Raw genomic sequence first — 23,666 nt, forward strand, 5'->3', positions numbered from 1 at the left:
AAACCAAGGCTCCGAAAAGAAGCGTTCAACCCGTGAAACAGGCGTTTGACGCTCGTTTGAGTGGCAGGGTGCCAGCTCGAACGGGAAGTTTCGAACCAAAATGGGTTGGAATCTGGGTACGGTGCAGTCTATTGCACCAATATAGTGCGTAAAGCTGAATGGCGTTAGAAGAAGCGCAGGAAGGGATTTTTTTCTTCGGCGGGTTTGTCTTTCAGCGGACATTCCGGGCGCACGCCGTAGTCCTCGCTGACGCAGGGTTTGATCTGGCGTTTCTGCGCCAGCGAGATGCGCAGCATGTGGAATGGCTGGTTGGCGGTGCGCTCGACAGTGCGACCCTGCTCATCAAGGATTTCCACCGACAGGTTGTGACTGCCGCGGTCGATGTTGCTCAGCGGGAATACCGGACTCAGGCCGGGCTCGCCAGTGGCCTGGCCGTCCAGCAGCAGGCGATAGCGATGGCCCTGCTGCAGGCCGGGCTCGCTGGTGACGCTGACGATCACCTCGCCCGCGCTGCTGCGAAGGGTCGCGTCCGGCTCGGGGATCAGGATGCGCAGCATGTCGTAGTGGAACAGCGGTTGTTCCGCGACCTTTTTTGCAGCGCTGTTCGGTGCAGCAGATGTGGGGTTGGCCGACATTCGATTGCTGGTCGCAACAGGTACACGCTTGGCGTTGCCGCGCGGCTGGTCGGTGTAGACGCGATTGCCCTGCGCATCGACGTAGGTGAATACCTCCGCTGAAACGGGCAGTGCCAGCGCACATAGGATCAGCCAGGCAACTCTCATGGTTTGTGCACCCGCTGCACGGTGAACACCACCGCCGGGCTCTGCTGGATGATCGTTTCGCCGTCGATCACCTGTACCGCTAGACGATGTTCGCCGCGATCGACATTCACCAGTTGCAGGATCGGTACGTTGCTCGGCTGGCCATAAGGCGCGTCGTCCAGGACCAGCCTTAATTGGTGCGGCGCCTGCAGGCGCGGCTTGATCAGCACGTTGACAGTGAAAGTGCCATTGTTGGCACGCAGCGCTTCCTCGTCGGGCAGGCCGGTCAGTTCCAGCACTTCATAAGCACTGCGTGCCGCGGGGCGATTGTCAGTGCTGGAGGGCGCTGGCGCGCTCGGTGCCTGTGGCTCGACGCGGTTGAGTGGCGGCAACTCGACCGGCTGCGCCTGAACACCGTCCGGCGAGTGATCGCTGTAAACCGTGTTGCCGTTGGCGTCGGTGTACTTGTAAATCTGCGCGGCGGCGGGCAGGGCGATCAGCAGCAGGATGTAGAGAAAGGTGCGACCCATGAAATCGACCGGGAAAGAAAACGATGGAGTGCAGCATAGGTCAGGTGCGGCGGTTGGCCCAACCCGGGACATATCCGGAGATCATTCAGATGCCAAAAATTCTCTGTGGGAGCGGGCTTGCTCGCGAATGCGGTGGGTCATTGACAGAGATGGCGACTGATACGCCGCCTTCGCGAGCAAGCCCGCTCCCACAGGGGGGGGGGCGTAGCTTCATAAATCGGGGGCAATAAAAAAGGCCTCCCGAAGGAGGCCTCTTTTTGTCACGCCGCGTAGCGCGGCGCTACCGGATCAGCAGCTGTAGTACAGCTCATATTCCAGTGGGTGTACGAAGGTGCGCACCTTGATTTCTTCTTCGGATTTCAGCGCGATGTAAGCGTCGATGAAATCGTCGGAGAACACGCCGCCCTTGGTCAGGAACGCACGGCCCTTGTCCAGCTCTTCCAGGGCTTCTTTCAGGCTGCCGCAAACTTGTGGAATCTCTTTCGCCTCTTCAGGCGGCAGGTCGTACAGGTTTTTGTCAGCGGCATCGCCTGGGTGGATCTTGTTCTGGATACCGTCCAGGCCGGCCATCAGCAGAGCTGCGAAAGCCAGGTACGGGTTGGCAGCCGGATCCGGGAAGCGTGCTTCGATACGACGGCCGCGTGGGCTGTTGACGTAAGGAATACGGATCGAGGCGGAACGGTTGCGCGCCGAGTAGGCCAGCATTACCGGAGCTTCGAAACCTGGCACCAGACGCTTGTAGGAGTTGGTGGCCGGGTTGGTGAAGCCGTTCAGGGCCTTACCGTGCTTGATGATACCGCCGATGAAGTACAGGGCGGTTTCGGACAGGCCGGCATAACCTTCACCAGCGAAGGTGTTCTTGCCGTCTTTGGCGATGGACATGTGCACGTGCATGCCCGAGCCGTTGTCGCCGTACAGTGGCTTCGGCATGAAGGTCGCGGTGCGGCCGTAAGCGTCGGCAACGTTGTGGACAACGTATTTCAGAGTCTGAACTTCGTCAGCTTTCTTCACCAGGGTGTTGAACTTGACACCGATTTCGTTCTGACCGGCAGTCGCCACTTCGTGGTGGTGAACTTCAACGGTCTGACCCATTTCTTCCAGTGCGTTGCACATGGCAGTACGGATTTCGTGGTCGTGGTCGAACGGCGGAACCGGGAAGTAGCCACCTTTGACGCCTGGACGGTGACCTTTGTTGCCGCCTTCGATGTCCTGGTCGGACATCCACGAACCTTGTTCGGAGTAGATCTTGAACATCGAGCCGGAGATGTCCGACTTGAACTTCACTTCGTCGAAGATGAAGAATTCTGGTTCTGGACCGGCGAAGACGGTGTCACCGATACCGGTAGTCTTCAGGTATTCCTCGGCACGGTGAGCGATGGCGCGCGGGTCGCGATCGTAACCTTGCATGGTCGAAGGTTCGATGATGTCGCAAACCAGGATCAGGGTCGCGTCTTCGGTGAACGGGTCGAGAACGGCAGTATCGTCGTCCGGCAGCAGGATCATGTCGGAGGCTTCGATGCCTTTCCAGCCAGCGATGGAGGAACCGTCGAACATCTTGCCGACTTCGAAGAAGTCGTCTTCCAGCGCATCGCGAGCCGGCATGGTCACGTGGTGCTGAGTGCCTTTGGTGTCCGTGAAGCGCAGATCAATCCACTTGACGTCATGATCTTTGATGAGTTGAACCGACTTCGACATAGTGTCCTCCGGGTGGCTTAGGGCTTGGTAGTGGATGCCCTTAATAGGGGTGATGCCGGCGCAGATACTCTGCCAAGGCAACCTGCCTCACAAGGGAGCAAATTGCATGCCAGTGCCCCAGCATGGGTTTTTTGCCCCAAATTCACGCTTGCAGCACTGCAAAGCGCCATAAAGGCGAAAATCTCGCCCCTTAATGTAGCGCTTCAAATCAGAAATGACCCGTTTTGGTGCATGTGAAACCTTCTGCATATTAACTGGTTAAACCTTGAGCAATTTCCGCTATAATCCGCGCCCCCCTTTTTCGGCTGGCCCTGCGCGCGCTGTTTTCATGAAACTAATCGTAAAAGTCTTCCCCGAGATCACCATCAAGAGCCGCCCTGTCCGGATGCGTTTCATCCGCCAGCTGGCCAAGAACATCCGCGCCGTGCTCCGCGATCTGGACCCGGCCGTGGTGGTGAACGGTGTGTGGGACAATCTCGAGCTGGAAACCCGCGTTACCGACCCCAAAGCCTTGAAAGAGATGGGGGAGCGCCTGACCTGCACCCCGGGTGTCGCGCACTTTCTGCAGATCGACGAGTACCCGCTGGGCGACTTCGACGACATCACCGAGAAGTGCAAACAGCACTACGGCGATGTGCTGGCCGGGAAGATTTTCTCGGTGCGCTGCAAGCGTGCCGGCAAGCATCCGTTCAGCTCTATGGACGTTGAAAAATACGTCGGCAGCAAGCTGCGTCGTGAGTGCGGTGCGGCCGGAATCGACCTCAAAGACCCGGAAATCGAAGTTCGCATCGAAGTTCGCGACCAACGGTTGTTTGTCATCCACAGCCAGCACACCGGCATCGGCGGTTACCCGCTCGGCGCCCTGGAACAGACGCTGGTATTGATGTCCGGCGGCTTTGACTCGACGGTTGCCGCGTACCAGATCATGCGTCGCGGCCTGATGGCGCATTTCTGCTTCTTCAATCTGGGCGGGCGTGCCCACGAATTGGGCGTGATGGAAGTCGCGCATTTCATCTGGAAGAAGTACGGCAGCTCGCAACGCGTGCTATTTGTCAGTGTTCCGTTCGAAGAAGTGTTGGGCGAAATTCTCGGCAAAGTCGATAACAGTCATATGGGCGTCGTATTGAAGCGTATGATGTTGCGCGCATCGTCGGCCATCGCCGACCGGCTGCACATCGATGCGCTGGTCACCGGCGAAGCGATCTCCCAGGTATCGAGCCAGACGCTGCCGAACCTGTCGGTGATCGACTGCGTGACCGACAAACTGGTCCTGCGTCCACTGATCGTTGCGCACAAGCAGGACATCATCGACACGGCCAACGAGATCGGCACCGCCGATTTCGCCCGGCACATGCCGGAGTACTGCGGGGTCATCTCGGTCAATCCGAAGACTGCCGCCAAGCGCCACCGTGTTGAGCACGAAGAGAAAGAATTCGACATGGCGGTTCTCGAGCGTGCGCTCGAAAACGCCAAGCTGGTGCCGATCGACCGAGTGATCGACGAATTGGGCCAGGATTTGCAGATCGAAGAAGTCGGCGAAGCGCTGGCCGGTCAGATCGTCATCGACATCCGTCACCCGGATGCGGCCGAGGATGACCCGCTGGAACTTGCCGGCATAGAAGTACAGACGATGCCGTTCTACGCAGTGAACGCTCGTTTCAAGGAGCTGGATCCGACTCGCCAGTACCTGCTGTATTGCGACAAAGGCGTGATGAGTCGCCTGCATGCTCACCATTTGCTCAGTGAGGGGCATGCCAATGTGCGCGTTTATCGACCGAGCTAAGTGCCCGGGGCTGTTTGCCTGTGGCCTGCGTCACCGGCCCCCCGACACCGCCGTCAAGCTGTAACGGCCATGCCGGACACTACTGTTAATCGCTGCCAAGACTTGTCAGCAAACCGAATCCTCTGATCGAGATACACAAGTGATCGAAAATCTACGTAACATCGCCATCATTGCCCACGTTGACCATGGTAAGACCACCCTGGTAGACAAACTCCTGCGTCAATCCGGCACCCTGGAGCGCAACGAGCTCAACGACGAGCGCGTGATGGACTCCAACGACCAGGAAAAAGAGCGCGGTATTACCATTCTGGCGAAAAACACCGCCATCAACTGGAACGGCTACCACATCAACATCGTGGACACCCCGGGCCACGCCGACTTCGGCGGTGAAGTAGAACGCGTAATGTCGATGGTTGACTCCGTTCTGCTGCTGGTTGACGCTCAAGACGGCCCTATGCCGCAAACCCGTTTCGTGACCAAGAAGGCGTTCGAAGCCGGCCTGCGTCCAATCGTGGTTATCAACAAGGTTGACCGTCCAGGCGCGCGTCCGGACTGGGTTCTGGACCAGATCTTCGACCTGTTCGACAACCTCGGTGCTACCGAAGAACAACTGGACTTCCAGGTTGTTTACGCTTCGGCCCTGAACGGCATCGCCGGTCTGGATCACACCGCCATGGGCGAAGACATGACTGCGCTGTACCAGGCAGTTGTCGACCACGTTCCGCCTCCGGCCGTTGACCGTGACGGTCCGTTCCAGATGCAGATCTCCGCTCTGGACTACAACAGCTTCCTGGGTGTTATCGGTGTTGGCCGTATCGCTCGTGGTCGCGTCAAGCCGAACACCCCGGTTGTCGCTATCAGCGCCGACGGCAAGCGCCGCAACGGTCGTATCCTGAAGCTGATGGGTCACCACGGTCTGCACCGCATTGACGTTGAAGAAGCAGCAGCTGGCGACATCGTCTGCATCAGCGGCTTCGACGAGCTGTTCATCTCCGACACCCTGTGCGACATCAACACTGTCGAGGCCATGAAGCCGCTGACCGTTGACGAGCCAACCGTTTCCATGACCTTCCAGGTAAACGACTCGCCATTCTGCGGTAAAGAAGGCAAGTTCGTGACCTCCCGTAACATCAAGGATCGTCTGGACAAAGAGCTGCTGTACAACGTTGCACTGCGCGTTGAAGAAGGCGACTCGGCTGACAAGTTCAAGGTTTCCGGCCGTGGTGAGCTGCACCTCTCGGTACTGATCGAAACCATGCGTCGCGAAGGCTTCGAGCTGGCCCTGGGCCGTCCTGAAGTGATCATCCGTGAAGTTGACGGCGTGAAGCAGGAACCGTTCGAAAACGTCACCATCGACATCCCTGAAGAATCGCAGGGCAAGGTCATGGAAGAGATGGGTCTGCGTAAGGGCGACCTGAGCAACATGGTGCCGGATGGCAAGGGCCGTGTTCGTCTGGAATACAACATCCCTGCTCGCGGTCTGATCGGTTTCCGTAACCAGTTCCTGACCCTGACCAACGGTGCTGGCATCCTGACCTCGATCTTCGACCGTTACGCTCCAGTGAAGTCGGGCCACATGTCCGGCCGTCAGAACGGCGTTCTGGTTTCGGTTGAAACCGGCAAGGCACTGACCTACTCGCTGGAAACCCTGCAGGCTCGTGGCAAGCTGTTCGTAGAACACGGCCAGGAGATCTACAACGGTCAGATCGTTGGTCAGAACAGCCGCGACAACGACCTGGGTGTGAACCCTACCAAAGGCAAGAAGCTCGACAACATGCGTGCTTCGGGTAAAGACGAAACCATCGCTCTGGTACCGCCTGTTCGCTTCACTCTGGAACAGGCTCTGGAATACATCCAGGAAGACGAGCTGTGCGAAGTCACTCCTAAGTCCATCCGTCTTCGCAAGAAGATCCTGGACGAAAGCGAGCGTACCCGCGCTGCCAAGAAAGCCAAGGCGTAATTTAGCCCGAGCTTGAAAAAAACGCCCCCGGTCGCGAGACCGGGGGCGTTTTTGTTTGTCTGGGGTTCAACTGAGGGTTGTGCGGTGTTGGTGCTGGCCTCTTCGCGAGCAAGCCCGCTCCCACAGGGAATCCATGGCGTACTCAAGAGTTGTGTTCACCAAGGATCTACTGTGGGAGCGAGCCTGCTCGCGAAGGCGGCGGATCAGCCGCCGCAAATTTCAGGAAAGATCAAAACTTCTCGATCGACCGCGAATTCTGCACCCGCTCGACTTCTTTCGGCTTGTACGCGCAATACCCTGGGCGCGGGCCGATCTTCGGGTGGTTGCGGCAGGTGTCCGGACGCTTGTCATAAATGGTGCACAGGCGGCTCTTACGATCCAGGTAGTAGCAATCGTTGTTGCTCATGCGCTGCAGGGTGAAGATCCCCGACTTCTGATTGAAGCGCTCGACCAGCCCTTCCTTTTGCAGGCGCTTGGCGATGTTCTTCGGCGGGTCGCCCAGCTCGAACTCATCGACCACGCCGATGCGTACCAGGTCCTTGATCTTGACCTCGACCGGCAGGGTGCAGCAGCTGGAGACACAAGAGCCGCACATCGGGGCCGAATATTTGGCCCACGTATCGAGACGGTCGATCTCGGCGGCGGCAATCAGGTTGGGCTTCATCATCGGGGGTTACCAGGCGTGTGTGCATCAGGGCGCGCGATCATACCGGGACTGGTGGATTTTTGAACAACCTTTCGCCAGATTTTTGCAAACGCCACGCAAATGCCATTCAGTCCGGCACGGCCCCTGCATTCATTAGCCCACTCGCCAAGGTAATGCCGGGCTATCTCAACGTCTTCGGAAAAACTGCCGAACCTGCGCCTCTACCGTCGGTCAGACCGTCTAGGCTCAGACAATTCCCCGCTCGCTCGAGGTCCTATCGATGACTCAAGAACCACTAGTTCGCGAAGCAGAGGTGGCCGCATTCCGCGATGCCGTCCTGACCAAACTCACCTACGCGGTGGGCAAAGACCCGGATCACGCCTTCGACCATGACTGGTTCGAAGCCATTGCCCTGGCTGCGCGCGACCACATGGTCGAACACTGGATGGACCACACCCGGCAGATCTACCGCAAAGGCCAGAAGCGGGTGTATTACCTCTCGCTGGAATTTCTCATCGGCCGTTTGCTCTATGACAGCCTGAGCAACCTCGGCCTGCTCGACGTCGCCCGTGAAGCGCTGACCGAACTCGGTGTCGATCTCGAACGCATCCGTCTGCTCGAACCCGATGCGGCTCTCGGCAACGGCGGCCTCGGACGCCTGGCGGCGTGCTTCATGGAAAGCATGTCGACCCTCGGCATCGCCGGGCACGGCTATGGCATTCGCTACGAGCACGGGCTGTTCCGGCAGGCCATCGTCGATGGCTGGCAGCAGGAGCAGACCGAGCACTGGCTGGACTTCGGCAACCCGTGGGAATTTGAACGTCCGGAGGTGGTGTACACCATCGGTTTCGGCGGCAGTGTCGAAACCGTCACCGATCCCAGCGGCAAAACCAAACAGGTCTGGTCGCCAGCAGAAACCGTACGGGCGATTGCCTACGACACGCCGGTGGTCGGCTGGCGCGGGGCGAGCGTCAACACCTTGCGCCTGTGGCGCGCGCGCGCCATGGAAGATCTGCACCTGGAGCGTTTCAACGCCGGTGACCACCTGGGTGCCGTCGCCGAAGTGGCCCGGGCTGAAAGTATCTCCCGGGTTCTCTATCCGGCCGACAGCACCGAGGCGGGCCAGGAACTGCGCCTGCGTCAGGAATACTTCTTCGTTGCCGCGTCCTTGCAGGACTTGCTGCGTCGCCATCGCAACATGCACACCTCGGTGCTGACCCTGGGCGATCACGCGGCGATCCAGCTCAACGACACCCACCCTTCGATTGCCGTCGCCGAACTGATGCGGCAACTGGTCGACGTCTACGACGTGGCCTGGGATGCCGCGTGGCAAGTCACCGTCGACACGCTGTCGTACACCAATCACACGCTGCTGCCCGAAGCGCTGGAAACCTGGCCGGTCGGCCTGATGGAACGCATGCTGCCGCGGCACATGCAGATCATTTATCTGATCAATGCGCAGCACATCGACTCGCTGCGCGCCAAAGGCATTCATGATTTCGACGTGCTGCGCGCGGTGTCGTTGATCGAAGAGGACAACGGTCGCCGGGTGCGCATGGGTAACTTGGCGTTCCTCGGTTCGCACAGCGTCAACGGCGTGTCCGGGCTGCACACGCAGTTGATGCGCAAGACCGTGTTCGCCGAATTGCACAAGCTCTACCCGGAGCGGATCAACAACAAAACCAACGGCATCACCTTCCGCCGCTGGCTGTTCCAGGCCAACTCCGAACTGACCTCGATGCTGGTCGACTCCCTCGGCCCGGAGGTGCTGGATAACCCGGAAGAGCGCTTGCTCGATCTGGAACCGTTCGCCGAGAAACCCGCCTTCCGCAAAGCCTTTGCCGAACAGCGCCTGCACAGCAAAAAGGCCTTGGCCTATCTGATTCACGAGCGGCTGGGGATCGCGGTCAACCCGGCGGCGATGTTCGACGTGCAGGTCAAACGTATCCACGAATACAAGCGCCAGTTGCTCAACCTGATGCACACCGTGGCGCTGTATCAGGCAATCCGTGCCGAGCCGGAAGTCGACTGGGTGCCCCGGGTGAAAATCTTCGCCGGTAAAGCGGCGGCCAGTTATCACCAGGCCAAATTGATCATCAAGCTGACCAACGACATCGCCCGGGTGGTGAACAACGACCCGACAGTGCGCGGCCTGCTCAAAGTGGTGTTCCTGCCCAACTACAACGTCAGCCTGGCGGAAAGCATCATTCCGGCGGCGGACTTGTCCGAGCAGATTTCCACCGCCGGTTTCGAGGCTTCGGGCACCAGCAACATGAAGTTCGGCCTCAACGGTGCGCTGACCATCGGCACGCTAGACGGTGCCAACGTGGAGATGTGCGAGCGCATCGGTGCGGAGCACATGTTCATCTTCGGCCTCAGCGCACAGCAGGTCGAGGCGCGCAAACAGAACCACGAGTTCAGCGCCGTGCCGGACATCGCTGCGTCTCATCGTCTGAACGATGTGCTGCAAGCGATCCGCAGTGGTGTGTTCTCGCCGGATGACACGTCGCGTTACACCGGACTGATCGACTCGCTGGTGGACTACGACCGCTTCCTGGTCTGCGCCGACTTCGATTCCTACTGGGAAGCGCAAAAACGCGTCGATGCGCACTGGCACGACGCCAACAACTGGTGGCGTTCGGCAGTGCTCAACACGGCGCGGATGGGCTGGTTCTCGTCCGACCGGACGATTCGCGAGTACGCCACGGATATCTGGAAGGCACTGGAGTGATTTTCTGCAACAAATGTGCGTAAGGCCCAACGTTTGTTGGGCCGGATCGATATACTGAGCGCCGGTTACCGGGCTGTTCAGTCACCACTGATCCAATGTAGGAGTGAGCCTGCTCGCGATAGCACCGTCACATTCAACAGCTTCGTTGACTGACAAATCGCTATCGCGAGCAGGCTCACTCCTACAAGGGTTTGTGCCTAGACTGAAGCAACTGTCGGGATTGCCCCGCCTTGGGGCTGCTTAGGGATATCGACCATGCAATGGATGTTCATGTTGATCGGGCTGGTGCTCGGCTGGCTGCTCGATGAGTCGTTCAGTGCCGCGCTGCTTGGTGCACTGCTCGGGCTGGCGATCGGGCAAACGCTGCGCATCGCCCGTCTTGGCTCGCAGGCCACCGAACAACAGCTTCAACTGGAACAGGCCAAGGTCGCCTTGCAAGCCGTCGAGCAGCGTCTGTTTCTGCTGGAAGGTGCCGACGTGCGCACCACACCACCCAGCGTGGCACCGACCCCGGACGCCACCGTCGAACCCGTCATCGTCGCCGAACAATCATCCTCCCCCACGCCGGATCTGGTCTGGGAACTGCCGCCCGAACTCGAACCGATCTCTACCGTCGCCAGCGAAACCAGTCAGCCGCTGCCGGCCGATGTCTGGCGGCTGGATGCAGTCACCGACGAGCCAGCAGCCCCGGCACAACCTGCCGAACCCCGTGGCCCGAACCTGATCGAGCGTGGTATCCGTGCGGCGCGTAACTGGCTGTTCGGCGGCAACACCGTGTTGCGGGTCGGCGTAGTGCTGCTGTTTTTCGGTCTGGCGTTCCTGCTGCGCTACGCCACCGAGGGCATGGTGGTGCCAATCGAATTGCGTTATGCCGGCGTCGCGGCGGCGGCGTTGGCCCTGCTGGCACTGGGCTGGTGGCTGCGTACGCGCAACAGCAGTTATGCGCTGATCTTGCAGGGCACCGGGATCGCGGTGCTGTACCTGACGGTGTTTGCGGCGATGCGTCTGCATCCGTTGCTCGATCCGTCCGCCGCGCTGGGTTTGCTGGTGGCGGTCACGGTGTTCTCGGCGATTCTCGCCATCTCTCAGGATGCTCTTGGACTGGCTGCCGCCGCTGCGCTCGGCGGTTTCGCCGCGCCGATCCTGACCTCGACCGGTGCCGGCAACCATGTCGCGCTATTCAGCTATTTCGCGTTGCTCAATGCCGGCATCCTCGCCATCGCCTGGTTCAAGGCCTGGCGCCTGCTCAACCTGATCGGTTTTGTCGGTACCTTCGGCATCGGTTTCGCTTGGGGCCTGCGTTCGTATGCGCCCGAGCTGCTGTGGAGTACCGAACCGTTCCTGATTCTGTTCTTCCTGATGTACCTGGCCATCGGCCTGTTGTTCGCCCGGCGCAAGTTGCTCGACATGCCCGATGCGCCGGCGGACGCCGATCGTGAGGCGCTGCTGCACTGGTCGGCGCGCAAGGGCGACTACGTCGACGGCACGATGCTGTTCGGGCCGCCGATCGTGGGCTTCGGCTTGCAGTTTGCGCTAGTGCAGCACCTGGAGTTCGCCGCCGCGTTCAGCGCACTCGCACTGGGCGTGATCTACATGGGCCTGGCCCGGGTGTTGATGGGCGGTCGCGCATTGCTGCTTGGTGAGACCTGTCTGGCGCTGGGGGTGATTTTCGCCAGCCTGGCGATCCCGCTGGGCCTCGATGCGCGCTGGACTTCAGCGGCCTGGGCAGTGGAGGGCGCGGGGATTTTCTGGCTCGGCCTGCGTCAGCAGCGGCCGTTCGCCCGAGCGTTTGCCCTGCTGCTGCAACTGGGTTCGGCGTTGGCGTTCCTCAGTCAGTTGCGCGTCGGCGAAAGTAGCCTGCTCGACGGCGCACCGCTGGGGGCGTTGATGCTCGGCATCGCGCTGCTGTTCAGTTTCTATCAATTGCGCAAAGCCTCGGCGGAACAGGCTTCGCCGTGGGAGCGCCAGGGCTTGCCGGTGCTGGCGGCGCTGGGACTGACGTTCCTGTACCTGCTGGCGCCGCTGTTTTTCCTGGTTCAGGCGACAGCGATCAGTTGGGCCTTGGCCGGACTGCTGACCCTGTTTGTCGGCCTGCGCCTGCAATCGCGCACGTTCCTGTTCACCGCGTTCGCTGTGCAGTTGCTCGGTGGTGCGCTGTTCCTGTTGCGTCTGCAAGGCGCGGGCGAGGATTCAGCGGCGGTGTTCAGCGCCGGGTGGAGCGGTTTGCTCAGCGCATCCGTGATCGGTCTGGCGTTGATCGGCGGGATGCTGCTGGCGGCGCGCGACGAGATGGTGCGCGGCGATGTGCGGCTGCTGCGTGGCTTGTCGGTGGTGTTGCTGGCGGGGTTGGTGCTGATCAATCTGGCGGTGCTGTTCGTGCTGCCGTGGCAAACCGCGAGTGCGGTCTGGGCGGCCAGCGGTCTGCTGATCATCTGGCTGAGCCTGTACCTCAAGCAGCGGGTGAGTTTTGTTTTCGGCCTGTTGTTGCAGTTGATCGGTGGCGCGGCGTTCTTGTTGGCCGGCCCCGAGTTGCTCGGGCTGCTGTCCAGCGAAGGACTGCGGCCGTTGGCCCATGGCGGCTTCTGGACGCCGCTGGTGCTGGGGCTGGCCGCGCTGGTCGGTGCCTGGCGCCTGCAACTGGGCAATCACGCCTCGGCGTTCGATGCGCTGAGTTTGCAACGCCTGTCTGTAGTGCTGCTGGTGTGGGGCGCCGGTTGGTGGGCGTTGGCGTGGGTCAGTGAGGTGCTGCGTTTTGCGCCGTTGAGTCTGCAGGCGCCGCTATTGCTGCTGGTCGCTGCGCTGAGCGTGGCGTTGTGGACGTTGTTGGCGCTGCGCTTGAAATGGCCGGCGCTGGGCCTGCTCTGCACCTTGCTGATCCCGGCGGCGGGGCTGGTGCTGCTGGCGGCGTGGCATGCTCGTTATCACCCGGCGGCGAACTTCGGCTGGCTGGCGTGGGGGCTGGTGTTGGTCGTGCACTTCTTCAGCTTGCGGCGCCTGGAGCCGATGCTGCCGGCACGCGCCTTGAGCACGGCGCACGTGCTGGGTTGCTGGCTGCTGATTGGCGTGCTGGCGCTGGAGTTGCGCTACGGCTTGCTGCTGTTGTCCGAGCAATACAACGCGTGGCGCTGGCTGGGCTGGGCGATCCTGCCGAGCCTGTATCTGTTGCTGGCGGCGGCTCCGCGCAACTGGCCATGGCCGGTGGCGGCATTCCCGCGCGAATATCGTTTGTACGCTGCGGCGCCCTTGGCAGTGCTGATGCTGGCGTGGTTCTGGCTGGCCAACGGCTTCAGCGACGGTAACGCCGAACCGCTGCCGTACGTGCCACTGCTCAACCCGCTGGAGCTGGGCCTGCTGTTCGCTCTGTTCGGGGTGTACGTGTGGTCGCGTCATGCGGTGACGCAGTTTGCCCTGCGCAAGGATTACGCCGAGTACGCCACGCAACTGGTCGCCGGGGTTTCGCTGTTCGCTTTCTGCACCGCACTGTTGACCCGCGCTGCGCACCATTGGGCGGGCATTCCGTTCGAGCTGGATCTGCTGCTCGAATCGATGCTGGTGCAGGCCGGGTTGTCCATCGTCTGGACCTTGATGGCATTGGGTCTGATGATCGGCGGGCATTTGCGTCACCGGCGCGAAGTCTGGCTGATCGGCGCGGCGCTGATTGCGCTGGTGGTGGCCAAACTGATTTTTGTCGAATTGAGCAACCGTGGAGGCCTCGCCCGGATCGTCTCGTTTATCGGGGTCGGCGTGTTGCTGTTGGTGGTGGGCTACTTTGCGCCGCTGCCGCCTAAACGTGTCGAAGCCGAACCGGCGGCGGACAAACCCGTGCCGGATACCGAAGGAGTTTCATCTTGAGTCGCATGCTGAATCTGGGGTGGTTGGCGCTGGGCGTGGTGATGGCTGCCGGCGCCCAGGAAAAACCGGCGGACTTCGCCACGCAGGTGCCGCTGACGGTGAGCGGCAACGGCCCGTGGTATCGCCTCGATCTTCCGCTGAGCGCGCAATTGCAGGCTCGCCAGACCGATCTTAGTGATCTGCGCGTGTTCAACGCTGCTGGCGAGCCGCAGGCCTACGCCCTGGCCCGGGAATCGGCGCAGACCCGCGATGACGGGCAGTTGCATGAGGTGAAGTGGTTTCCGTTGTACAACGCTGCCGATGCCAGCGAGCGGGCGCCGAACGTGCGCGTGCAATCGACCACCACCGGCACACTGGTGGAAGTGCAGCCGTCGACTCAGCTGGAGGCTGGTGAAGAAGTGCTGCGTGGTTGGCTGCTCGATGCCAGTGCGATCAAGGCGCCGCTGCAGCAACTGATTCTTGACTGGACCAGCGAGCGTGACGGCTTCCAGCGTTTCAGCATCGAGGCCAGTGATGACTTGCAGCATTGGCAGGCGTGGGGCGAGGGGCAGGTCGCGCGGCTGACCTTTTCCGACGAACGCATCGAACAGCACGAAGTGACGCTGCCGGGGCAATCCGCTCGCTATCTGCGTCTGCTGTGGGATGCGCCAACCTCGGCGCCCATCCTCACGTCGGCGCAACTGAAAAGCAGCGATCCACGCAACGTGCCGCTGCCGTTGGTCTGGTCGCAAGCGCTGGCGGGCAGTAGCACCAAGTCCGGCGAGTACACCTGGCAGTTGCCGATGGGGCTGAATGTCGAGCGGGTGCAGGTCGAGCTGAAACAACCGAACAGTCTGGCTCCGGTCACGCTCGCGGGCCGCCGCGAAAGCAGCCTGCCGTGGCAGACACTGAGCAACGGTTTGCTGTATCGCCTGACCCAGAACGGTCAGGACGTGGTGCAAAACGAATTGCAGTTGTACGGGCAGACTGTGCAGCAATTGAAACTGAGCGTGGACGAGCGTGGCGGTGGTCTGGGCGAGCAGGCACCGAGCCTGAAATACGCGGTGCGGGCGACGCAGGTGATTTTCCTCGCACGTGGTGACGGGCCTTACAGCCTGGCACTGGGCAATCCGACGGTGAAAACCGCGCACCTGCCGCTGAGTACGCTGATTCCGGATTTCAAGCCGGAAAAACTCGCGACGCTGGGCAAGGCGACTGTGCAGGGTGAGGTGGTTGCCACGCAGGCTGCACCAGCAACCACGACGGCGGTAGCCGAGACCAACTGGAAGAAGATTGGCCTGTGGGCGGTGTTGCTGGTGAGTGTGGTGTTCCTGGGGATGATGGCGGCGAGTCTGTTGCGCAAGCCACCCACCAATTCCTGAGAATGGCTGGCGCTGCGCGCCATTCGCGAGCAAGCCCGCTCCCACAGTTGACCGAGTAGCCTTGATGGACGCGATCAATGTGGGAGCGGGCTTGCTCGCGAAGGCGTCCGGTCAGCCGACAAAAATTTCTGTCCGGACGTTTGCGCCACGCACCACCCGTCCCGTTTCGAACTACGCTCAATCCGGCACCTGAACTCTCTCGACCCGATCACGTCTGATACAAGCAATTGCGCCCCAATGCACGTTACCGGGCGTCATCGCTCGCTAGGTTTTCAGACTCCCTGTAAACTGCGCGGGTTTTTAGCCCCCCATTCCACCGGAGCCGTCCATGTCCCGCGTTACCCTGAGTCGCTATTTGATTGAGCAGACCCGCAGCAATAACACTCCTGCCGATCTGCGCTTCCTGATCGAAGTGGTGGCGCGTGCCTGCAAAGAGATCAGCCACGCCGTGTCCAAAGGCGCCCTGGGTGGTGTTCTGGGCAGCATGGGCACTGAAAACGTCCAAGGCGAAGTGCAGAAGAAACTCGACGTGCTGTCGAACGAGATCCTGCTCGAAGCCAACGAATGGGGCGGTCACTTGGCCGGCATGGCGTCCGAAGAAATGGACAATGCCTACCAGATCCCGGGCAAATACCCGAAAGGCGCCTACCTGCTGGTGTTCGACCCACTGGACGGCTCGTCGAACATCGACATCAACGCGCCGGTCGGCACCATCTTCTCGGTACTGCGTTGCCCGAACGAATACCTGAGCCAGAACGAGCCGCTGAACGAAAAAGCCTTCCTGCAGCCAGGCACCCAGCAGGTTGCTGCCGGTTACGCAATCTACGGCCCGCAGACCATGCTGGTGCTGACCCTGGGCGACGGCGTCAAAGGCTTCACCCTGGATCGCGAAATGGGCAGCTTCGTGCTGACCCACGAAGACATCACCATTCCTGAAACCACCCAGGAATTCGCGATCAACATGTCCAACCAGCGCCACTGGGAAGCCCCGGTACAACGCTACGTCAGCGAACTGCTGGCCGGCGAAGAAGGCCCGCTGAAGAAGAACTACAACATGCGTTGGGTCGCGGCGATGGTGGCCGACGTGCACCGCATCCTGACCCGTGGCGGTCTGTTCATGTACCCACGCGACAGCCGTGAGCCGTCGAAGCCGGGCAAACTGCGTCTGATGTACGAAGCCAACCCGATGTCGTTCCTGGTGGAGCAGGCCGGCGGCGCGTCCACCGACGGTCACCAGCGCATCCTCGACATTCAGCCGGAAGGCCTGCACCAGCGCGTAGCGGTGTTCCTCGGCTCGAAAGAAGAAGTCGCCCGCGCCACGGCTTACCACAAGGAATAAGCCATGAACGCGCCCTGGCAGCCGTTGCTCGATTGGTGGTTCGGACAAAGCGAATCACCGGACGAGATTGCGGCTGACAAGGGCAAGTTGTGGTTCGGCAAGAAAGACAGCCAAGACCTCGAAGCGCGTGAGCGTTTCGGGGTCTTTGTCGATCAGGCCCTCGCCGGCGAATTGACCGAGTGGACGCAACGTCCCGAAGGTTGGCTGGCTGTGGTGCTGCTGCTCGATCAATTGCCGCGAATGATCTTTCGCGATACACCCAAAGCCTTTTCCGGTGATCTGCGCGCGCAGAAACTCGTCGCGCAGGGCATTGCGGCGGACTTCGACCGGCAACTGAAGCCGATTCAGCGGGTATTCATTTATCTGGTGTTCGAACACTGCGAAAACCTCGCGGTGCAGAATGAAGCGGTGTCCAGATTCATCGAACTGGTGGCTGAACAGCCGGAAGCCGAGCGGGCGGTGTTTGCCGACAATCTGGACTATGCCGAGCGGCATCAGAAAGTGATTGCGCGGTTTGGACGGTTTCCGCATCGCAATGCGGTGTTGGGGCGGGAGTCGATGGCGGAAGAACTTGAATTTCTCGCCGGGCCAGGTTCCCGATTCTAAACTTGCGTTAAGGCTGCTGCCGTCTTCGCGAGCAAGCCCGCTCCCACAGTGCCTCATGGTGGAACACACATTGTGTTAACACCGAAGATCCCTGTGGGAGCGGGCTTGCTCGCGAAGAGGCCAGTGGCCGCGCCTTAGATCCTGAAGCTGCCTACCAACTGCTTTAAGCGCGCCGCCTGCTGCTCCAGATCCGAGCACGCACGCAAGGTTGCCTGCAGGTTCTCCACACCTTCCTGGTTCAGCGTGTTGATCTCGTTGATGTCGACGTTGATCGACTCGACCACGGCAGTCTGCTCTTCGGTCGCGGTAGCCACTGACTGGTTCATGCCGTCGATCTCGCCGATGCGCTGGGTCACGCTGCCCAGGCGTTCGCCAGCCTGGTTGGCGATGCCAACGCTGCTTTCGCTCTCGCGCTGGCTCTCGGTCATGATGCTCACTGCCTGGCGTGCGCCGACTTGCAGTTCTTCGATCATCTTCTGCACTTGCTGCGCCGAGTCCTGAGTGCGGTGGGCGAGGTTGCGCACTTCATCAGCGACCACCGCGAAACCACGGCCAGCCTCACCGGCGCGGGCCGCTTCGATGGCGGCGTTGAGCGCCAGCAGGTTGGTCTGCTGCGAGATGCTGGTGATCACTTCCAGAATCTGCCCGATGTTTACCGTGTTGCTGTTGAGGGTTTCAATGTTGCCGCAGGAGTCGCTGATTTTTGCCGACAACTGCTGCATCGCGTGAATGGTTTTATCCACAACCTGCTGGCCGTCGACCGCCAGGCTGCGCGCATCGCTGGAATGCTGCGAGGCGAGGGCCGCGTTCTGGGCGATTTCCTGGGCGGCGGCGCCGAGCTGGTTGATCGCGGCGGCCACGCTGTTGGTGCGGCTGGATTGTTGATCCGAGTTGTACATCGATGAGTTCGACGCGGCGACCACGCGCAGGGCGACTTCGTTGACCTGGCCGGTGGCCGAGGCCACTTCGCGGATCGAAGTGTGAATGCGCTCGACGAAGCGGTTGAACGACAGGCCCAGCGCGCCGAATTCGTCGTGGCCGTGGATCACCAGACGTTTGGTCAGGTCGCCTTCACCTTCAGCGATGTCATGCATGGCGCGGCCCATGGTCAGCAGCGGTTGCATCAGCACGCGGATCAGCATGCCAAGCAGGGCGATGATGATCACCACGGCGATGATCATGGCGATCAGCGCCGAGGTGCGGAACTCGCTGAGCATCGAGAACGCGGTGTCCTTGTCCAGCACCAGCGCCACGTACCAGTCAGCCGAAGGCACGCCATTGACGCGGGTGAAGGAGATCAACTGCGTCTTGCCGTCGAACTCGACTTCTTTCAGGCCCGGGCTGACTTTCGGTGCGCCGTTCGGATAGGCCTCGGCAAGGGTTTTCAGGACCAGTTTGCTGTCCGGGTGAATCAGGATCTTGCCATCGGCGCTGACGATGAACGCATGGCCGTGGCCACCAAAGTTGAGCAAGTTGATGATCGCGCTGACGCTGGTCAGGTCGATATCCGCGCCGGCTACACCGATCATCTGGCCCTGACGTTGCACCGGGGTGGCGACGGTGATCACCAGTTTGCCCGAGGAAGCGGCGATGTAGGGTTCGGTGACGATGGTCTGTTGGGCACTGTTGGCCGCCTTGTACCAGCCACGGGCGCGCGGATCGTAATCCGGCGCGCGGTTGCCGGCGGGTACCGAGAACATCACGCCGTCAGCGCCGCCGAAGTAACTGAGCTGGAAATTGCCGGTGTAGGCGGGCAGGTCGATGATGCGCTTCAGGCTGGCCGGGGCGCTGCCGTCGGCGGCGACCTGCTGCGACAGCGATTGCAGCAACTGGATGCGGCTTTCCAGCCAGGTCTGGATGTTGCTGGTGGTCAGGCTGCCCAGCTCCTGCATCGAGGCTTCGGTGCTGCTGCTCAGGGCTTCGCGTTGTCGATAGTCGTTGAACAAAATGAAACAGGCGAATGCAACGGCCACCACGAGGGCGGCAGCCAACAAGATCTTGTGGCTGAATTTCATGTTTCTGGTCATCGAATGAACTACCGCGAAGGGGCTGGTCGAGAAAGGGCGGCAATTTGCCACACTCGGGGGCTTTGCGCTGCTCTTATTTCGACCGCAGCGCGCCAAAGATTAGGCGTCTTGGATGAAATGCGACGAAATGCTCATTAGCCGCAGAAAGTGTCTGATTTACCGGTAAATGCCAGACGAGCGGAGCAATAAATAGGCCTTTCTGAAGGGAACCAGATGAGGGTTTTCTCTTCTAAGCTTCTGGTTGGCACCATGCCATCCCCCTTCCGCTCCAGGAGTTACTTCATGTCGCTGCGATCTATCGCCCTTCTGACTTTTTGCGTGCTGTTGGCCGCGTGCAGCAAGGTCAATCAGGAAAACTATTCCAAGCTTTCGGCCGGCATGGCCAAGGCCGAGGTTGAGACGCTGCTCGGCAAACCCACCGACTGTTCGGGCGCGCTCGGCATGTCCAGTTGCACCTGGGGCGACAAAAACAGCTTTATCAGCGTGCAGTACGCCGGTGACAAAGTGCTGATGTTTTCCGGCCAAGGCCTGAAGTAAACCGGGGCTACGCGCCCACGGGAGAAAAATAATGAAGCGGTTATTGTTCGTCCTTTTTGCCGGCCTGGTACTGGCCGGCTGCGCCACCCACGGTGAAGATCCGCTGGCGCCCAAGACGGCTCATAGTGTCAACCTCAAGCGTTATCAGGGCACCTGGTATGAACTGGCGCGCCTGCCGATGTACTTCCAGCGTAACTGCGCGCAGTCCGAAGCCCATTACTCGCTCAGACCGGACGGCAATGTCGATGTGCTCAATCGCTGCCTGACCGCCGACTGGCAATGGGAAGAAGCCAAGGGCAAGGCCTACCCACAGGTGCCGGGCAAGACCGACAAGTTGTGGGTCGAGTTCGATACCTGGTTCTCGCGCTTGATTCCGGGTGTGGCGAAAGGCGAATACTGGGTGTTGTACGTCAGCGACGACTACAAGACCGCCATTGTCGGCGACCCGACTCGCAAGTACATGTGGCTGCTGTCGCGCACGCCGACCGTCAACGGTGTGGTGCGTGAAGAGCTTTTGAGCAAGGCGCGGCAGCAGGGTTACGACACCACGCGACTGATCTGGCGGGCGTCGGATCGGCAGATGGCCAAGACTTCGAACTAAAGGTCACCACAAAATCAATGTAGGAGTGAGCCTGCTCGCGATGGCGGTGTGTCAGTCACATATTTATGTCTGACACACCGCCATCGCGAGCAGGCTCACTCCCACATTTTGCTTTGTGTCAGCCCAGCAGTTCACGCAGAACCTGGGTGAACGCGCGTGCACTGTCTTCTTCGCCCGCATGCCGGCCATCGCGCACCACCCACTGGCCATTGACCAACACGTCGCGCACCTGACGATCGCCACCGGCAAACAGCCAGCGATTCAGAATCCCGTCACCGCTGGCCGTCGCCAGATACGGATCATTGCCATCGAGCACGATCCAGTCGGCACGCTTGCCGACTTCCAGCGCACCAATCGGCTGCCCCAGCGCCTGGGCGCCGCCGTCCAGCGCCGCGTCATACAACGTGCGCCCGACCATCGGTTGATCCGCGCCATACAAACGGTTACGCCGCTGATCACGCAGACGCTGGCCGTATTCCAGCCAGCGTAATTCCTCGACCACGCTGAGCGAGACATGGCTGTCGGACCCGATGCCCATGCGTCCGCCCTGAGCGAGGAAATCCACGGCCGGGAAAATCCCGTCGCCCAGATTCGCTTCAGTGGTCAGGCACAGTCCGGCGATGGCCCGACTTTTGGCCATCAGCGTGACTTCTTCCGGGTTGGCGTGGGTCGCGTGAACCAGGCACCAGCGCTGATCGACCTCGGTGTTTTCGTAGAGCCATTGCAGCGGCCGGCGACCGCTCCAGCTCAGGCAGTCATCGACCTCTTTCTGCTGTTCGGCGATGTGGATGTGCACCGGGCATTGTTTGTCGCTGGCCCCCAGAACTTCACTGATCTGCTGCGGGGTGACCGCGCGCAGCGAGTGGAAGCACAGACCCAGCGATTGCGCTTTTTGCTGAGCCAGCAGCGGTTGCAGGCGCGATTGCAGCTTCAGGTAGTTTTCGGTGCTGTTGATAAAGCGGCGCTGCCCATCATTGGGCGTTTGGCCGCCGAATCCGGAATGGCTGTACAGCACCGGCAACAGAGTCAGGCCGATACCGCTTTCGCTCGCTGCCTGACTGATGCGCAGTGCCAACTCGGCCGGATCGGCATACGGCTGACCGTTGTTGTCGTGGTGCACATAGTGGAATTCAGCAACTGAGGTGTAACCGGCCTTGAGCATTTCGATGTACAGCTGACGGGCGATCACGCCGAGCTGCTCCGGGCTGATTTTTCCGACGAGGCGATACATCAGGTCACGCCAGGTCCAGAAACTGTCGTTGGGATTACCGGCCACTTCGGCCAGCCCGGCCATCGCGCGCTGAAAGGCGTGGGAGTGCAGATTGGGCATGCCCGGCAGCAGCGGACCGCTCAGCCGTTCGGCGCCGTCTGCGGTGGAATCGGCCAGGATTTGGGTCAACACGCCATCGGCATTGACCTCAAGACGTACATTATTGGCCCATCCGTTAGGCAGCAGCGCGCGTTCGGCAAAGAAAGCGGACATGGTTCAGCACCCCATCGTGTGTTATTTGTATATACATATACAGACGTTTGCCTGCCCGGTAAACTCCGGCAAGCTAGCAACCTTCATCCAATGAACAGGGATCAACCGTGCCGACTCCGCCTCCAGTCTCCCCGTTGGCCGCGAACATGGGCGACAGTCCGGCGCCCTTGTACGCCCGCGTCAAACAGATGATCACCCAGCAGATCGACAGCGGTAACTGGCCACCGCATTACCGCGTACCGTCGGAAAGCGAACTGGTCAGCCAGCTCGGCTTCAGCCGCATGACCATCAACCGTGCGCTGCGCGAAATGACCGCCGACGGCCTGTTGGTGCGCATGCAAGGTGTCGGTACGTTTGTCGCCGAACCGAAGAGCCAGTCCGCGCTGTTCGAAGTGCACAACATCGCCGACGAAATCGCCTCCCGTGGCCATCGCCACACCTGCCAGGTGATCACCCTCGAAGAAGAGGCTGCCGGCTCCGAGCGTGCACTGGCGCTGGACATGCGCGAAGGGCAGAAGGTCTTCCACTCGCTGATCGTGCATTACGAAAACGATATTCCGGTGCAAATCGAAGACCGTTTCGTCAACGCACTGGTCGCCCCGGAATACCTCAAGCAGGACTTCACCCTGCAGACGCCTTACGCCTATCTCAATCAGGTGGCGCCGCTGACCGAAGGCGAGCATGTGGTTGAAGCGATCCTCGCCGAGCCATCCGAGTGCAAGCTGCTGCAGATCGAAAAAGGCGAGCCTTGCCTGCTGATCCGTCGCCGCACCTGGTCGGGGCGTCAGCCGGTGACCGCCGCTCGCTTGATCCACCCCGGTTCCCGTCATCGTCTGGAAGGACGCTTTCATAAATGAATGGATTGAAGGTTTTACGCGCCGAGGGTTACCCGCGCATGCCGTGGAAAAACGGCGGCGGCAGCACCGAGGAAATCACCCGTGACGCCGGAGCTGGCCTCGATGGTTTCGGTTGGCGGCTGTCGATTGCCGACATTGCCGAGTCCGGTGGTTTCTCGACATTCGCCGGTTACCAGCGAGTGATTACGGTGCTGCAGGGTGACGGCATGACCCTGTGCGTTGATGGCGATGACACGCATCCACTGTTACCGCTGGATCCGTTTGCGTTCAGTGGCGAAAGCCAGGTGTCCTGCACTTTGCTCGGTGGCGCGATCCGCGATTTCAACCTGATCTACGCGCCGCAGCGGTACAGCGCGCGGTTGCAGTGGCTGGATGGTGAGCAGCGGTTCTTCAGCTCGGCATCGACGGTGCTGGTGTTCAGTGTCAGTGAGCTGCTGCAAGTGCAGGTCGGTAACAGCACTGCGCAACTGGGTCGGCATGATTGTCTGCAACTGGACGGTAACACCGGGCTGGTTGAAGTGGCGGTCAATGCGGCGTGCTGCGTGATCGAACTGACTGCGCGCTGATCCTTCTGCTCATATAAAACACATTGTGGCGAGGGAGCTTGCTCCCGCTGGGCTGCGAAGCGGCCCCATTTCGGTAAATGCCGGAATGGGAGTCCTTCGGCCTCCAGCGGGAGCAAGCTCCCTCGCCACAATTGCATTTCTACAGGCCGTTTCCCTCAGCGCACCAACTTGTTACCGAACGCCCCAGCGTGGCGCAAAACCACGCTTTCGTAACAGCCGCACACTTCCCTCATAGACCTCCGCAAAAATTTTCATTCACGCCGAAAGCCTTGTCTCAGGCGCTCTGCAGCCTAGTCCGCGATTTTTCTTGAACGCCTCTCCAGCAAGTTGG

At 60.6% G+C, this 23,666-nt stretch carries 17 protein-coding genes and 1 pseudogene; 11 read left to right on the plus strand and 7 right to left on the minus strand.

Annotated features, from left to right (window positions below):
- Positions 1 to 164: 164 nt before the first annotated feature.
- The 3 genes from AC1RBR_RS27015 to glnA form a co-directional block, all read right to left on the minus strand.
- A complete protein-coding gene (locus AC1RBR_RS27015; protein ID WP_492567344.1) occupies positions 165 to 782 on the minus strand; it encodes a DUF4124 domain-containing protein in 618 nt (205 codons plus the stop codon).
- Complete coding sequence (locus AC1RBR_RS27020) at positions 779 to 1,291, minus strand: DUF4124 domain-containing protein (protein ID WP_492567345.1); 513 nt, start codon at positions 1,289 to 1,291, stop codon at positions 779 to 781. Before AC1RBR_RS27020 ends, AC1RBR_RS27015 begins: the two co-directional genes overlap by 4 nt.
- A gap of 288 nt (positions 1,292 to 1,579) precedes the next feature.
- Positions 1,580 to 2,986: a glutamate--ammonia ligase gene (gene glnA / locus AC1RBR_RS27025; RefSeq protein WP_007961736.1), complete on the minus strand. Its 1,407-nt coding sequence runs from the start codon at positions 2,984 to 2,986 to the stop codon at positions 1,580 to 1,582.
- 328 nt (positions 2,987 to 3,314) lie between these two features.
- Between glnA and thiI the strand changes: the two genes are divergently transcribed.
- Both thiI and typA read left to right on the plus strand, forming a co-directional pair.
- The gene (gene thiI, locus AC1RBR_RS27030) at positions 3,315 to 4,769 is read left to right on the plus strand and encodes a tRNA uracil 4-sulfurtransferase ThiI (protein WP_492567346.1); all 1,455 of its coding nucleotides are present in this window, start codon (positions 3,315 to 3,317) and stop codon (positions 4,767 to 4,769) included.
- Between the two features lie 139 nt (positions 4,770 to 4,908).
- Entirely contained in the window at positions 4,909 to 6,729 is a 1,821-nt protein-coding gene (typA, locus tag AC1RBR_RS27035; RefSeq protein WP_007961739.1) for a translational GTPase TypA, read from the plus strand.
- A 229-nt stretch (positions 6,730 to 6,958) separates the two neighbouring features.
- Here the strand turns inward: typA and AC1RBR_RS27040 are convergent, their stop codons facing one another.
- Positions 6,959 to 7,396 carry a YkgJ family cysteine cluster protein gene (locus AC1RBR_RS27040; RefSeq protein ID WP_007961740.1) on the minus strand — a complete coding sequence of 146 codons (438 nt, stop codon included), beginning with the start codon at positions 7,394 to 7,396 and terminating at the stop codon, positions 6,959 to 6,961.
- 259 nt (positions 7,397 to 7,655) lie between these two features.
- Between AC1RBR_RS27040 and AC1RBR_RS27045 the strand changes: the two genes are divergently transcribed.
- From AC1RBR_RS27045 to AC1RBR_RS27065, 5 genes are all read left to right on the plus strand, one after another.
- Positions 7,656 to 10,106, plus strand: a complete 2,451-nt coding sequence (locus AC1RBR_RS27045) for a glycogen/starch/alpha-glucan phosphorylase (protein ID WP_492567347.1) — start codon at positions 7,656 to 7,658, stop codon at positions 10,104 to 10,106.
- 255 nt (positions 10,107 to 10,361) lie between these two features.
- The gene (locus AC1RBR_RS27050; RefSeq protein ID WP_492567348.1) at positions 10,362 to 13,958 is read left to right on the plus strand and encodes a DUF2339 domain-containing protein; all 3,597 of its coding nucleotides are present in this window, start codon (positions 10,362 to 10,364) and stop codon (positions 13,956 to 13,958) included.
- The gene (locus AC1RBR_RS27055) at positions 13,955 to 15,319 is read left to right on the plus strand and encodes a DUF3999 domain-containing protein (RefSeq protein WP_492567349.1); all 1,365 of its coding nucleotides are present in this window, start codon (positions 13,955 to 13,957) and stop codon (positions 15,317 to 15,319) included. The genes AC1RBR_RS27050 and AC1RBR_RS27055 overlap by 4 nt, the downstream gene beginning before the upstream one ends.
- 328 nt (positions 15,320 to 15,647) lie before the next feature.
- A complete protein-coding gene (locus AC1RBR_RS27060; protein WP_007961744.1) occupies positions 15,648 to 16,658 on the plus strand; it encodes a class 1 fructose-bisphosphatase in 1,011 nt (336 codons plus the stop codon).
- A 3-nt stretch (positions 16,659 to 16,661) separates the two neighbouring features.
- Positions 16,662 to 17,264: a DUF924 family protein gene (locus AC1RBR_RS27065; RefSeq protein WP_492567350.1), complete on the plus strand. Its 603-nt coding sequence runs from the start codon at positions 16,662 to 16,664 to the stop codon at positions 17,262 to 17,264.
- A gap of 134 nt (positions 17,265 to 17,398) precedes the next feature.
- Here AC1RBR_RS27065 and AC1RBR_RS27070 read toward each other — a convergent pair whose 3' ends face one another.
- Positions 17,399 to 18,163, minus strand: coding sequence for a methyl-accepting chemotaxis protein (locus tag AC1RBR_RS27070; protein ID WP_370872645.1), 765 nt, complete (start codon positions 18,161 to 18,163; stop codon positions 17,399 to 17,401).
- 93 nt (positions 18,164 to 18,256) lie between these two features.
- Positions 18,257 to 19,291, minus strand: a pseudogene (locus AC1RBR_RS27075) (HAMP domain-containing protein); the annotation flags it as partial.
- Positions 19,292 to 19,573: 282 nt separating this feature from the next.
- On the opposite strand from AC1RBR_RS27075, the gene AC1RBR_RS27080 reads away from it, so the two are divergent.
- Positions 19,574 to 19,828: a hypothetical protein gene (locus tag AC1RBR_RS27080; RefSeq protein ID WP_003220802.1), complete on the plus strand. Its 255-nt coding sequence runs from the start codon at positions 19,574 to 19,576 to the stop codon at positions 19,826 to 19,828.
- Positions 19,829 to 19,859: 31 nt separating this feature from the next.
- Complete coding sequence (locus AC1RBR_RS27085) at positions 19,860 to 20,429, plus strand: lipocalin family protein (RefSeq protein ID WP_492567351.1); 570 nt, start codon at positions 19,860 to 19,862, stop codon at positions 20,427 to 20,429.
- 118 nt (positions 20,430 to 20,547) lie between these two features.
- Here AC1RBR_RS27085 and AC1RBR_RS27090 read toward each other — a convergent pair whose 3' ends face one another.
- Positions 20,548 to 21,912: a formimidoylglutamate deiminase gene (locus AC1RBR_RS27090; protein WP_492567352.1), complete on the minus strand. Its 1,365-nt coding sequence runs from the start codon at positions 21,910 to 21,912 to the stop codon at positions 20,548 to 20,550.
- Between the two features lie 146 nt (positions 21,913 to 22,058).
- Here AC1RBR_RS27090 and hutC point away from each other — a divergent pair, with 146 nt between their 5' ends.
- Positions 22,059 to 22,769 (plus strand): histidine utilization transcriptional repressor HutC, encoded by a 711-nt coding sequence (gene hutC, locus AC1RBR_RS27095; protein ID WP_162803449.1) that lies wholly within the window; start codon positions 22,059 to 22,061, stop codon positions 22,767 to 22,769.
- Positions 22,766 to 23,335 carry a HutD/Ves family protein gene (locus tag AC1RBR_RS27100; protein ID WP_492567353.1) on the plus strand — a complete coding sequence of 190 codons (570 nt, stop codon included), beginning with the start codon at positions 22,766 to 22,768 and terminating at the stop codon, positions 23,333 to 23,335. The genes hutC and AC1RBR_RS27100 overlap by 4 nt, the downstream gene beginning before the upstream one ends.
- The last annotated feature ends 331 nt before the right edge of the window (positions 23,336 to 23,666 follow it).

It is taken from the genome of Pseudomonas sp. GW823-FHT01D03 (assembly GCF_058798255.1).